Source organism: Kitasatospora sp. NPDC036934, from assembly GCF_055608425.1.
Genome location: NZ_JBVJQR010000014.1, coordinates 64846 through 77860, shown reverse-complemented (window position 1 = coordinate 77860; position 13015 = coordinate 64846). Strand labels below are relative to the sequence as shown.

11 protein-coding genes are annotated in these 13015 nt (G+C 73.6%); 4 read left to right on the top strand and 7 right to left on the bottom strand.

The window, feature by feature from the left end; translation table 11 throughout:
- Positions 1–97 precede the first annotated feature (97 nt).
- Positions 98–1135, top strand: a complete 1038-nt coding sequence (locus ACZ7BZ_RS22360) for a helix-turn-helix transcriptional regulator (RefSeq protein WP_470359817.1) — start codon at positions 98–100, stop codon at positions 1133–1135.
- Here ACZ7BZ_RS22360 and ACZ7BZ_RS22355 read toward each other — a convergent pair.
- From ACZ7BZ_RS22355 to ACZ7BZ_RS22325, 7 genes are all read right to left on the bottom strand, one after another.
- The gene (locus ACZ7BZ_RS22355) at positions 1096–2136 is read right to left on the bottom strand and encodes an SDR family oxidoreductase (protein ID WP_470359972.1); all 1041 of its coding nucleotides are present in this window, start codon (positions 2134–2136) and stop codon (positions 1096–1098) included. The genes ACZ7BZ_RS22360 and ACZ7BZ_RS22355 overlap by 40 nt on opposite strands.
- Positions 2137–2239: 103 nt before the next feature.
- Positions 2240–3277, bottom strand: coding sequence for a LacI family DNA-binding transcriptional regulator (locus ACZ7BZ_RS22350; protein ID WP_470359816.1), 1038 nt, complete (start codon positions 3275–3277; stop codon positions 2240–2242).
- 70 nt (positions 3278–3347) lie between these two features.
- Positions 3348–5159: a glycoside hydrolase family 36 protein gene (locus ACZ7BZ_RS22345; RefSeq protein WP_470359815.1), complete on the bottom strand. Its 1812-nt coding sequence runs from the start codon at positions 5157–5159 to the stop codon at positions 3348–3350.
- 5 nt (positions 5160–5164) lie between these two features.
- On the bottom strand, positions 5165–5992 hold the full coding sequence (locus ACZ7BZ_RS22340) for a carbohydrate ABC transporter permease (protein ID WP_470359814.1): 828 nt from the start codon (positions 5990–5992) through the stop codon (positions 5165–5167).
- On the bottom strand, positions 5989–6930 hold the full coding sequence (locus tag ACZ7BZ_RS22335) for a carbohydrate ABC transporter permease (protein WP_470359813.1): 942 nt from the start codon (positions 6928–6930) through the stop codon (positions 5989–5991). The genes ACZ7BZ_RS22340 and ACZ7BZ_RS22335 overlap by 4 nt, the downstream gene beginning before the upstream one ends.
- A complete protein-coding gene (locus ACZ7BZ_RS22330) occupies positions 6927–8267 on the bottom strand; it encodes an ABC transporter substrate-binding protein (protein WP_470359812.1) in 1341 nt (446 codons plus the stop codon). The genes ACZ7BZ_RS22335 and ACZ7BZ_RS22330 overlap by 4 nt, the downstream gene beginning before the upstream one ends.
- Before the next feature lie 351 nt (positions 8268–8618).
- On the bottom strand, positions 8619–9212 hold the full coding sequence (locus ACZ7BZ_RS22325; protein ID WP_470359811.1) for an isochorismatase family protein: 594 nt from the start codon (positions 9210–9212) through the stop codon (positions 8619–8621).
- A gap of 599 nt (positions 9213–9811) precedes the next feature.
- Here ACZ7BZ_RS22325 and ACZ7BZ_RS22320 point away from each other — a divergent pair.
- The 3 genes from ACZ7BZ_RS22320 to ACZ7BZ_RS22310 all read left to right on the top strand — a co-directional run bounded on the left by ACZ7BZ_RS22320 (position 9812) and on the right by ACZ7BZ_RS22310 (position 13008).
- The gene (locus ACZ7BZ_RS22320; protein WP_470359810.1) at positions 9812–11326 is read left to right on the top strand and encodes a S53 family peptidase; all 1515 of its coding nucleotides are present in this window, start codon (positions 9812–9814) and stop codon (positions 11324–11326) included.
- Positions 11327–11657: 331 nt separating this feature from the next.
- On the top strand, positions 11658–12419 hold the full coding sequence (locus ACZ7BZ_RS22315) for a phosphotransferase family protein (protein ID WP_470359809.1): 762 nt from the start codon (positions 11658–11660) through the stop codon (positions 12417–12419).
- Between the two features lies 1 nt (position 12420).
- Positions 12421–13008 carry a hypothetical protein gene (locus ACZ7BZ_RS22310; RefSeq protein WP_470359808.1) on the top strand — a complete coding sequence of 196 codons (588 nt, stop codon included), beginning with the start codon at positions 12421–12423 and terminating at the stop codon, positions 13006–13008.
- Positions 13009–13015: the final 7 nt, after the last annotated feature.

Below are 13015 nucleotides of genomic sequence, written 5' to 3'. Positions count from 1 at the left end.
CCGAAGGCGGGGCGGCCCTCGGACGGCGAGCCTCGGAGGGCGGTCCTCGCAGGACGGTCCTCGGCGGAGCGAACCTCGGAAGGGCGATCCTTGGAGCATGCGCGCCGCCCGCCTGATCCGCATGGCCCTCCTGATCCAGTCGAACCCCGGCCTGACCTCCGTCGCACTCGCCCGCGAACTGGAGGTCTCCGAGCGGACCGTGATCCGCGACGCCCAGGCGCTCCAGGAGGCCGGCCTCCCCGTCCGGTCGGAGCGCGGCCGGGTCGGCGGGTACTTCCTGGCCCCGGGCTACCGGACCCGGCTGACCACCCTCCACCCGAGCGAGGCGGAGACCCTGTTCCTTTCGGGGCTGCCGACGGCCCTGCGGGACCTCGGCCTCGCGGACGCGGCGGACACCGCCCGGCTGAAGCTCGCCGCGACCCTGCTCCCGTCGGTGCGCGAGGCCGCCGAGTCGTCGTCGCGGCGCTTCCACCTCGACGCCCCGGCCTGGTTCCGGGAGCCGTCCACGCCCGAGCTGCTGCCCGACCTCGCCCGCGCCGTGTGGACCGACCGGGCCGTCGAGCTGGCGTACGCGCGGCCCGGCCGGGACGGCTCACCCCCCGCCACGGTGACCCGGGTGGTCGAACCGTACGGGCTCGTGCTGAAGGCCGGCACCTGGTACGTCGTGGCCCGGGCCCGAACCCCGGACCCCACTGGGGCCTGGCGCACCTACCGCGTCGACCGTGTCACGGCGCTCGCCCCCGCCCCCGGCGGCGAGGAACCGTTCGTCCGCGACACCGCCTTCGACCTGGCCGCGCACTGGCGGGACCGCTCGGCCGCCTTCGCCCGGGCACTGCTGCGCGCCACGGTCACGCTCCGGCTGACCGAACGGGGGCTGCGCCGTCTGCCGGACGTGGTGGACGGGGCCGCCGTCGAGGAGGCGCTGGCCTCCGCGAGCGCCCCGGACCCGGCCGGGCGGGTCACCCTCGACCTGCCCGCCGAGTCCGAGGACGTCGCCTTCGACCAGCTGTCCCGGCTCGGCGCGGACGCCGAGGTGCTGGCCCCGGCCGCGCTGCGCGCACGTTTCCGCGAGCGTGCGGTGGCGCTGGCCGCCCTCTACCGGGACGGGTCCGGGGACGGCGAGGGCCAGCGGTAGTCCTCGGCGGAGGCGTCCTTCCCGCCGTGTACGACGTCCTCGAAGTACGCCCAGGCGTCCGGCCTGCTGCCGTCCACGTCCGTCACCCCGTACACCCGGGCGAGTTCTCCGCTCGAGGTGGACCGGCCGTTCCACCGCTCGGCGCGGTCCGGGTCGGCGGCCAGCGCCGCGACCCCCCGGGCCAGGTACTGCGGGGACTCGGCGATCGCGTAGGTCGGCTCCTCGGCGATCGCGTCGCGCCAGTTCTCCTCGCGGACGCCGAAGTGGGCGAGCATCTGCTCCGAGCGCAGGAAGCCCGGAGAGACCGCGACCGCCGCGCCCCCGTACTCCGCCAACTCCTGGCCCAGGCCGAACGCGAGCCGGATCGGGGCGTTCTTCGCCAGGTCGTAGTACATGTTCTCGCGGTAGCGGCGGTTGGCGTGCGCGGTGCCGTCGGTCACCTCCAGGTGCAGCGGCGCGTCGGAGCGGATCAGCAGCGGCAGCAGCAGCGCCGCCGTGATCACGTGCGAGCGCACGCCGAGCTCCAGCATCCGCAGGCCGTCGGCCAGCGGGGTCTCCCAACTCCGCTTCCCGAACACGGATCCGGCGAGGAGGTGCTCGCCGCCCCACAGGTCGTTGACGAGGATGTCGAGCCGGCCCTGCTCCCGGTCGATCCGTTCGACCAGGGCCCGCACCTGGGCCTCGTCCAGGTGGTCGGTGGGGACCGCGATCCCCGGTCCGCCGACCGCGGTGACCAGTTCGGCCGTCTCCTCGATGGTCTCGCCGGGCCGGCCGACCTCGCTGACCCGGGCCCGGGTGGTGCGGCCGGTGACGTACACCGTCGCACCGGCCCGGCCCAGCTCGACGGCCAGCGCGCGCCCGGCCCCGCGGGTGGCGCCGCCCACCAGCGCGATCCGGCCGGCGAGCGGGGGTGCGGAGCCGTCCCGGTCTTCTCGACGCGTGCCCTGGGCGTTCCCGGCCTCGTTGCTCCTGGCCTCGGTGCTCGTGCCCTCGTTGCTCATGTCCTCGTTGCTCATGTCCTCGTTGCTCATGTCCTTGTGGCGCATGTCCTTGTGGCGCATGTCATCCATCGTTCACGGCAAACCCGACAGAACACGTCACCCTTTACGGGCGGTCGCCCGTCCGGCCCGAACTCCCCCGCACCATCAGCTCAGTGGCCAGCTCCAGCCCTTCCGTCGGCCCGGCGGCCCCGCGCACCTGGTCGAGCAGCCGGGCCACCAGCGCGGTGGCGATCGCCCGCAGCGGCAGCCGGACGGAGGTCAGCGGCGGGTGCAGGTGGGGGCAGAGCGGGGTGTCGTGGAAGCCGGTGACCGCGACGCCGCCCGGGCCGACCGCGAGCCCCTCCGCCCGCACCGCCTCGTACGCGTCCAGGGCCAGCAGGTCGCTGCCCGCCACCACGGCGGTCGGCCGGTCCGGCCCGCGCAGCAGGGCCCGTACGGCCGTCGGCTCCGAACCGTCCACCGTGGCGGCGGACAGCCCCAGCCGGTGCGCCTCGGCGCGGAAGCCCGCCCGGCGCGCGGCCATCCAGGGCAGGTGCTCGGCCGCTCCGAGGTAGCCGATCCGGCGGTGGCCGAGGGCCGCGAGGTGGCGGACCACGGCGGCCGTCGCCGTGTCGTTGGCGATGTCCACCCAGTGCTGCGGCTGGGCCGGCCCGGTCCGGCCGAAGGCGACGAACGGGACGCCGAGCCGGGCGACGTGATCGACCCGGGCGTCCTCGGGCAGGACGTCCGCCAGGACCAGCCCGTCGACCTGACGGGCCGCCACCAGTTCCTCGATGGCGGCCCCCGGGTCGGCCGTGCCCCGGGCCGGGCGGAACAGCAGCACCCGCTGCCCCTCGGCCCCGGCCGCGTCGACCAGCGCCTCCAGGAAGCCGGCCATCAACGGGTTGGGGTCGTGGGGGTCGTCCGCCGGGGCGAGGTAGCCGAGGGTGCGGCGGGCGCCGCTGCGCAGCGAGCGGGCCGACTGGTCTGGCTGGTAGCCGAGTTCGCGGATCGCCGCACTCACCCGCTCCAGGGTCTCCCGGCGGAGCAGTTGCGGGGCGTTGAGCGCGTTGGAGACGGTCTGCCGGGACACCCCGGCCACCCGGGCGACCTCCTCGATGGTGCTGGCACCGCGACGCGGTCGGTGCGCTCCCTCCGGCATGCGGTCCTCCAGGTGTGCGGGGCCTGCGGGACGGGTGGTTCCCGCAGGGCCGGTGGGGCGGGTGGGACGGTCAGGTGCGGCGCAGGGTGAGCAGCCCGCCGCGCGGCACCGCGACGGTGTCCGTCCGGTCGAGGTCGACCTCGCCCTGCCGGACGATACGCCCCCGGGCGTCCTGGACGGTGAGGGCGGTCGTCCCGCTGCCGCCGGTCAGCCGGACGTCCGGGTCCGGGTCGGCGTTGGCCACCAGCAGGGTGTGCCAGTGCGGGTCCGAGGCGTCCACCGGCAGCGCGGCGTACCGGGCGGTCGCGACCGTCCCCTCGCCGAGGGCGGTGACCAGCGGGTAGCCGAGGTCCGGACGGCTCGGGCGCAGTTCGCCGAGTTGCAGGGTGTCGCGGTGCTCGCGCCAGACGCCCAGCCAGAAGGCGATCGCCGCGCGCTGCCCGGCGGTCTGCGCGGCGAGGTCGACGGAGATCTGCGGCACCGAGAACAGCACGTTGATCAGGTGGCAGGCGATCTGCTCCGGTAGTTCGGCCGGGTGCCACATCAGCATGTCCGAATGCACCGGTACCGGCCCGGCGGCCAGCCGCAGGTCGACGGTTCGCTGCCGGTTCTCCTGCGGGCTGAGCGGGCAGTCGGTGGCCCGGATCATGGTGACGAACGGCCACAGGCCGGGGCTGACGTACGGCTGGCGGTGCTCGATCATCGCCTCCGGGTCGGCGGCGGTGATCCGGGCGCGGATGGCGGCGAGCAGCTTCCGCACGCCCTCGTCCACGTCGGCGCAGTCCGCCTCCGGGCCGGCCGGCGGGGGGTCGGCGCGGGCGAACCAGTCGACGAAGTCGACCTTGAGCCCGTCCATGCCCCACTCCTCGACGGCCCGGGCCAACCGGTCGGTGAGGAACGCGCGGACCTCGGGGTGGCGCGGGTCGGCGACGACCGCGCCCAGGTGGGCGACGTCGGCGAGGGCGTGCCGGCCGATCGTCCGGTAAGCGGCGCTGTCCTTGCCGATGAACGGCAGCGCGTACCAGAGCAGGTAGCGGACGCCGAGGTCGTGGACGCGCCGGACGTGCGCGGCGGTGTCGGGCAGCGAGAGCGGCTCCCAGTCGCCGCAGTGGGCGTAGCCGCGGGTGCGGTCGGCGGTCATCCAGCCGTCGTCGACGATGATCACGTCCAGGCCGAGTTCCTTGCCGAGCGCGGCCTGGGTCTCGATCCGCTCGGGCGAGACGTCCTGGTGCATCGAGTACCAGGTGGAGTAGGCGGGGCTGCGGGCGGCGTCCGGGACGACGGCGGGGCGGCCACGGCCCGACCAGGCGGTGAGGTCGGCCAGGCACCGGGCGAAGTGCCGGCCGGAGGTGTCGATGCGGACGGTGAGCCGGCCCTCGGCCCCGGCCCAGAAGCGGAACTCGCCGCTCTCCTCGACCACTCCGGCCCCGGCCAGCACGTCGGGCCGGTCGGCCGCGAAGGCGCAGCGGGCGGCGTCCCCGGTGGCGACCAGCGCGGCGATCGGGGCGCCGGCGGCGAGGCCGGTGCGGCGCGGGGCGCTCCAGGCGGCGGGCAGCCAGCCGGTGCCGCGCGGTTCCGGGGTCCAGAAGGAGGTGGCGTCCACGCAGGGCACCCGCCATTCGATCCGGACCTCGGACGGGCCTTCGGCGGTCATCTCGGCGGTCACCTCCACCACCCCGTCGGCGATCTCCCGGACGCGGCCCGCACCGCTCACCCGCAGGTCCAGGCCGGGGGCGGCGAGCGGGCTCAGCGGGCCGGCGGCGGGGGCGTGCGGTTCCCAGACGGCGGTCACGGGCTCGGGCTCGGTCGCGGTCGAGGGGTCGGTCGCGGTCGAGGGGTCGGTCGAGGGCTCGGTCGAGGGCTCGGTCGAGGGCTCGGTCATGCCGCTCAGCCTTTCGTGGCGCCGGCCAGCAGGCCGGAGATGAACTGCCGCTGGAGGACCAGGAAGAGGACCATCATCGGCAGGGTGGACAGCGCGGTGCCGGAGAGGATGGCCCCGTAGTCGGTGGTGGCCTGGTTGCCGTAGAGGGTCGCGAGGGCGACCGGCAGGGTGTGCATGTCCGGGCTGCGCAGGGCGATCAGCGGCCAGACGAACTGGTTCCAGGAGCCCAGGAAGAGGAAGATCGAGAGCGCCGCGAGCACCGGCCGCATGACCGGGACGACGACGTTCCACAGCACCCGGAACTCGCCCGCGCCGTCCACCCGCGCGGCGTCCAGGAGTTCGTCCGGCAGGCCGGCCAGCGACTGGCGCATCAGGAAGACCGCGAACGGCACGCACAGGCCGGGCAGGATGATCGCCTGGTAGGAGTCCAGGATGCCGAAGTTCGTCATCATCTTGAACAGCGGTACCAGCATGACCTGTTCGGGCACCACGAGGGTGGAGAGCAGCAGCGCGAACAGCAGGGTGCGGCCGCGGAAGCGGAACTTGGCGAAGGCATAGCCGGCCAGCAGGGCGACCACCAGTGCGCCGAGGGTCTGGATCCCGGCCACCAGCAGGGAGTTGCCGAGCACCCGGAGCAAGCCGATCCGGTGGTCGAGCCGGTGCAGGTTCTCGCCGAGGCCGCCGCCGGGCAGCAGGTGCGGCGGCCAGTCGAAGATCTCGGTGTCCTTGCGGGTGGTGGAGATCAGCAGCCAGTAGAAGGGGGCGACGGAGAGCCCGGTGAGGCCGGCCAGCAGGAAGGTCAGCGGCCAGCCGCGGAGCTTCTCGGGGTTCATCGGTCCTTGTCCCCCATCAGGCGCATCTGGACCGCGCCGAGCACGGCCACCAGCAGGGTGAGCGCGTAGGCGATGGCCGAGGCGTAGCCGAAGTCGAAGTAGCGGAAGCCGTTCTGGTACAGGTACATGGAGACGGTCAGGGTGGCGTTGTCCGGGCCGCCGCCGGTCAACACGTACGGCTCGTCGAAGAGTTGGAGCGTGCCGATGGTGGAGAGCACCACGGTGAACAGCAGCAACGGGCGCAGCGCCGGGACGGTGATCGCGGTGAAGCGGCGGACCGGCCCGGCGCCGTCGACCATCGCGGCCTCGTACAGCTCCCTGGGGACGGACTGCAGGCCGGCCAGGTAGATGACGGCGTTGTAGCCGGTGTAGTGCCAGGTCAGCACCAGGACGACGGACATCCGGGCCCAGAACGGCTGTCCGAGCCAGTCGACGGCGGGCAGGCCGACGGCGTCCAGCAGCCAGTTGACGGCGCCGTCGTCGCGCCTGAGCAGGAAGGCGAACATCACGCCGGTGGCGACCAGGCCGGTGACGGCGGGCATGAAGACGCCGAGCCGCCAGACGGCCCGCCAGCGCACCAGGGCGGAGTTGATGCCGACGGCCAGCAGCAGGGCCAGCCCGAGCATCAGCGGGACCTGCACGACGAGGATCTCGGCGGTGTTGCGCAGGGCCGTCCAGAACAGCGGATCGTCCAGCAGACGGCGGTAGTTGGCCAGGCCGGCGGGGCGGGTGGCGGCACCGGAGCCGGTGGTGAAGGAGAGCAGCAGCGAGTCGACGACCGGGTAGGCCTTGAACACCCCGAAGGTGAGCAGGGCGGGGGCGAGCAGCAGGTACGGCAGGGCGGCGCGGCGCAGGCGGGCCCGGCGGCGGGCGCGCTCGGTGCGGCGGGCGGGGCGGGCCGGCCCGGTGAGGACGGGGGGCGGGGCGGTGGCGGTCATGCGATGGTGCGCCCGGTCTGCTGGGCGAGCTGCTTGGCGGCGTCCTGGAGGACGGTGGCCGGGTCTCCGGCCTTGAGGAAGACCTTGGTCTGGGCGTCGCCGGCGAGCTTGAGGGCGCGGGCGTAGTCGCCGGAGTAGTTGGTCGGGTCGCCGCCGTCGGTGGCCAGTTCGGTGAAGGTCTTCAGCGGGGACTGGCCGCCGTAGTAGTCGCTGGGCTTCGCGTACATCGGGTCGGCGTAGGCGTCCACGAGGGCGGGAAAGACGCCGCCGCCGTTGAACATGGCGTTCACCGAGGCGGGGCGGGTGAGCGCGTACTCGACGAACTTCCAGGCGGCGCGGCGGCGCGGGCTGCCGGCGGAGACCGCGAGGTGGGTGGAGTTGACCAGGGCGGTGCGCTTGCCACCGGGGGTGACGGCCGGGGGCTTGGCGAGGCGCCAGTCGCCGCTCTGGTCGGCGAACTTGGCCTCCAGGTAGTGCACCGCCCAGGCGGGCATCGGGGCGACGGCGAGCTTGCCGGCCTTCATCAGGGTGGCCCAGCCCTGGTCGCCGGGGGCGTCGGCGACCAGCCCGGCGTCGTCCAGGCTCTTGAGGGTGGCCAGGGCCCGGACCTCCGGCTGGGAGCCGAGGGTGATCCGGCCCTGGAGGTCGAAGTAGAAGGCGCCCTGGAGCTGCATCAGGGACTGCACGAAGTCCAGGTCGGGACTGGGGTTGGCGGCCTTGTTGATGCCGATCAGCGAGATGCCGGGGTTGGCGGCCTTGAAGCGGTCGGCGACCGCCGTCAGGTCGTCCCAGGTGGCGAAGGTGGTGGGGTCGAGGCCGGCCTTGTCGAAGTAGTCCTTGCGGTAGAAGAAGCCGAGCGGGTTGACCTCCCAGGGCAGCGCGTAGGCGTGGCCGTCCTTGCCGGTGACGACCGGCCACAGGCCCTTGGCGAACTTGTCCTTGTGGGCGTCGGCGCCGAAGCCGGAGAGGTCCGCGAGACCGCCGGGGAACTTCTCCAGGTAGCCGGGGAGGTAGTCGCAGCCGATGTGCAGGACGTCGCCGAGGCCCTGGCCACCGGCCGCCAGACCGACGGTGATCTTGTCCCAGATGGCGGGGTTGCCGATGTCCTGGACGTCGACCTTGATGCCGGGGTTGTCCTGCTCGAAGGCCGGGACGACGGCACGCAGGGCGGCGGCCGCCGTGGCCCAGGACCAGACGGTGACCGTGCCGGTGTCGGCGTCCCCACCGGCGGCGCTCCCGGAGCCGGAGCCGCAGCCCGCGAGGGTGCCGCCGGCGGCGAGGGCCAGCAGGCCGGCTCCGGAGGACCGGAGCAGGTCGCGACGGGAAAGGTGTGACATTGCATTCCTCCCGGTGAGGTGGCGCTGTGCGGGAACGGGGCGGGCGGGCGTGGGCATGGGGTCAGCTGGGATGCGCGCGGATGCAGTCGCGTGTTCGCATGTCCATGTGTTCGCGCGCTCGGGCACATCTGTCCGTGGATTTGAACGTTCAAAACCACAAAACAAACCAGAACTGAACAGATTCGCACGGGCGGGAGACAGCAAACGCCTCCGCTCGCCACGCCGTCAAGACCCCGGCCCCGGTGGGACGGGCACCGCAACCGTTCCGTTACCGCCCCTCACCTCCGCCCGGACGTAGGCGAGGAACCTCCGCCCGAGCCCGGCGAGGGACCTCCGCCGACGGCGCCCGGCTCAGCTGCGGACGACCGGGGCTCCCGTCAAGTCCACGCCCGCGCTGCGTAGTTCGGAGAGTGCGGCATCGGTGGTGTCGGCCGCCACGCCCGCCGTGTAGTCCAGCAGCACCCGGGCGTCGAAGCCGGCCCGCCGGGCGTCCAGAGCTGTGGCCTTGACGCAGTGGTCGGTGGCGATGCCGACCACGTCGACGGCGTCCACGCCCCGGTCGTGCAGCCAGTCCGCGAGCGGGGTGCCGTCGGCGGTGAAGCCCTCGAAACCGCTCTTCGAGGCGGAGTGGGTGCCCTTGTAGAACACCTCGTCCACCGCGCCGGCCTCGACGGCCGGGGTGAAGGCCGGGTGGAACTCGCCGCCCTCGGTGCCGACCACGCAGTGCACCGGAAAGGAGTCGTGGAAGTCGGGCTGCTCGGAGAAGTGGCCACCGGGGTCGACGTGATGGTCCCGGGTGGCCACCACCCGGGACCAGCCCTCCCGCTCCGGCCCCTGGATCAGCGCGGCGATCGCCCGTGCCCGGTCGGCCCCGCCGCCGACCGGCACGCTGCCGCCCTCACAGAAGTCCTTCTGCACATCCACCACGATCAGCGCGCGCGTCATCGAACGGCCTTTCCTCCGGGGGGTCCCACCGATTCGCGGCCCAGCTTGGCGTGTTGACGGCCGTAGACGAAGCAACCGGGCGGCCGTTCACTCGAACGGGTCCGGGCGCCCGACGGAACCCCGAACCGGGGGGGGCGCCCGGAGCGGCTTGACGATGGCGCCGGGGCACACGGCGGGGCGCCGCGGGGTGGGCTCCCGTTCCATGCCCCGGCCGTCCCCCGCCGTCCCCCGCCGTCCCCCGCCGTCCCCGGCCTCCGTGTTTCACGGCACGATCCCCCGGCTCCGGCCCCGACCAGTGCGGCACCACCGGCACCGGTTGACAAGAATCGGGTGAGAAATCTCCCCGGTCCACCTCTCACCCGACTGTGTTCGGCCGAAGGAGCCCTGCCAGGCCTGCCGACGGAAGCCGCCCGCGCGGACCGGGACCGGTCGGGTGGGAAAACCGGTGCGCGACGGGCCATTGAGACCGCACCGCCGCCGCGCCTACACTCGCCGCCGTCCGTGACCTCGCGTCCCGGACGCCCCCACGTACCCGGTGTCGTCGGATCCGACCCGGGTCCCGGGCCGATGTCCCCCAACCATCCCTCGTGGAGGACTACTTGAAGGCTCCAACCATCCGCCGGATGCTGCTGGCCGGCGTGAGCAGCCTGGCCCTCGCGGCCTCCGGCGCGTTCGCCGTCCCGACGGCCGTCAGCGCGGTCGGCGCCGCCGCCTACCCGACGGTGCACCCCGCCGTGGCCGACTACCTCCAGGTGTCGGCGAGCACCACTCCCCCCACCCAGGCGCAGTGCGCCTCGGCGGGCCGCCGCTGCTTCTCCCCACAGGCGATCAGCGCCGCCTACAACCTCGGTCCGCTGTACGCGAGCGGGTTCGACGGCCGGGGCCAGACCATCGCCATCTTCGACTCCTACGGCAGCGACACGATGGCGCACGACCTGCACGTCTTCGACCAGGCCCTCGGCGTCGCCGCGATGTGCGGTGAGGAAGGCGTGACCTGCCAGCCGAGCATGCCGACCTTCAGCGAGCTGCACGTCCAGGGCGATCCGGCCACCACCCCGCCGCCGTCCACCAGCCAGGGCACCGGCCAGGAGAGCAAGGCCAGCTGGGCGCTCGAAGTCGCCCTGGATGTCGAGACGGCGCACGCGATGGCCCCCGGGGCCAACATCCTGCTGGTCTCCACGCCCACCGCCGAGACCCTCGGCGTCCAGGGCCTGCCCGCCCTGATGAACGCCGAACAGTACGTGGTCGACCACCACCTGGCGAACGTCATCTCCCAGTCCTTCGCCTCCGCCGAGGGCGCGTTCGCCGGCTCCCAGTCGATCGAGCCGCTGCGGCACGCCTTCAAGTCGGCGGCCCTGAACGGCGTCACGGTGCTCGGCTCCTCCGGCGACAGCGGCACGGTCGGCTCCGAGAAGACCCCGGTGAAGCAGGGCGGCTCCACCCTGCCGTACCCCTCGGTGGAGTGGCCGGCCTCCGACCCGCTGGTGACCGGCGTCGGCGGCACCTACTTGTGCACCGACCCCAACGCGACCGACGGCCGGAGCGTGGACAGCACCGACAACCCGGCCGCCTGCCAGAGCCACTCCGGCTCCGCCGAGGTCGGTTGGACCAACTCGGGCGGCGGGTTCAGCCAGGTCTTCGACAAGCCCGGCTACCAGTCGACGCTGCCCGGCGGCTCCACCGCGATCGGCGCCAAGCGCGGCGTACCGGACATCTCCCTGCAGGCCGCCTCCAGCACCGGCGCGCTGGTCTACCTGTCGCTGCCGCCGGACGGCAACTCGGGCCTCAAGTGCGGTGGCACGCCGTGCAGCACCGGCTGGTACGACATCGGCGGGACGTCGCTCTCCTGCCCGCAGTGGGCCGGCCTGGTCTCGATCGCGGACCAGATCAACGGCGGCGGCCTCGGCCAGATCAACCCGGCCCTGTACAAGCTGGCCGCGAACCCGGCCACGTACGCGGCCGACTTCAACGACGTGACCCTCGGCAACAACACCACCGACCCGACCGTCCCGGGCTACCCCGCCACCACCGGCTGGGACCCGGTCACCGGCCTCGGCACGCCGAACGCGGCCACCCTGCTGCCCGACCTGGTCAGCGCCGTCCGCACTGGGTGACACCGGCCGGCCATGCCTCGCCCCGTCGAGCGTGCGGCTCGACGGGGCGAGGTCATCGCGTCCGTTCCGTCAGCAGGGCCCGGGCGCTGGTCCGGCCCTGCCTCGCCCCGGACTGACCGGACACCCGGCGCACCCTGCGCGCCGACCGCCTCCGCCCACGCCACCACCCTGCGCGAGGCCGGCGCCATCACCACCGAACGCCGGGCCGGCAGGTTCCGCCACCGCCTCACGCCGCTCGGCCACGACCTGCCGGGTCACGACCTGCCGGGCTGAGCGGAGCACGCGGAAAACCCCGCGACGGCCGCGGTCGACGCGGGGAACAATGACCGCCGTGGAAGAAGCCGTGGAAGAGGTCGGGGAAGAGGTCGAGGTCGTGGTCGCCCACAGCGAGCGGGCGACCCTGCGGGTCGGCGAGGTGTTCCTGAAGGTCGACGCCGATCGGGCGCGCGCCGAGACCGAAGCCGCGGCCATGGCGCTGGCGCCCCTCCCGACGCCCGAGATCCTCTGGCACCAGCCCCCGGTGCTCGCCCTGGCCGCCCTCCCGGGGGTGGCGCTCGGCCACCTCGGCGAACCGTCGTCGGCGTCGCCCGGGGCCTGGGCGGCGGCGGGCGCCGCCGTACGGAGGCTGCACGAGGCACCCCTACCACCCTGGCCCGGCCAGAGCCTCGACTCGCTCACGGCAGAGCTCGACAGCAAGTGCGAGTGGCTCGTCGACAACGGCGTCCTGCCCGCCGAGCTGGTAGCGGTCAACCGCCGGATCGCCGGGGCCGCGCTCCGGTCGTGGACGCCTGTGTTCACCCACGGCGACCTCCAGGCCTCCCACGTGTTCGTCGACGGCGAGGAGGTCACCGGTGTGATCGACTGGTCCGAGGCGGGCCCGGGCGACGCCCTGTTCGACCTCGCCATCCTGACGCTCGGCCACGAGGAGCACCTGGCCGATGTCCTGGCCGGTTACGGGACCGACGTCGACGTCGAGGTGATCCGCGCGTGGTGGTCGCTGCGGAGCCTGCTGGCGGTCCGCTGGCTGGTCGAGCACGGCTTTGATCCGTCCGCGCCGGGCTGCGAGATCGACGTACTGAAATCCCGGATCTGACATGGGACTCGACTACAGCTACGAGATCTTCGTACCGACCCGGAACGTCGCCCGCGCACTCGCCCGGGTCGCTGAGCTTGCGCCGCCGAACCGCCGCAACCCGCCGCTGACGGTCACCCTGCCCGGCGGCGACCGGGTCGCCGTCCCGTTCACCTCCAACTTCCGCAGCACGCCGGTGGATTGCTCGGCGGGCGGCACGCTCGATCTGGACACCGTCCTCCTGTTCGGTGCCGATGACGTCGTACGCGAGTACTTCGAGAGTCGTACGGCGGAGTTCGACGGGCTCGGGAGGATCGCGGTCGGATACATCTACCTCACCATCCGGTTCGCGCCCACGCTGCACCCCCGCCACGCATCGCTGCAGTTCACCGCGGCCACCTCGGGGATGAGCCGGATGTTCGAGCGGTCCGCGAGCGTCAGGGGGGTGTTCACCGGCCTCACCGCCGCCGCCGGCGGGGTGTGCTGCCTGCTCGACACCGAGACCGACGTCTTCGAGATCTGCTGGCTGGACGGCCGGGAGGTCCGTGAGACGGTTCCCGGCCCGCGCTTCGCGAGCCACCGCGCCCTGGCGGCCGCCTGGCCCCACTGAGGCCCGG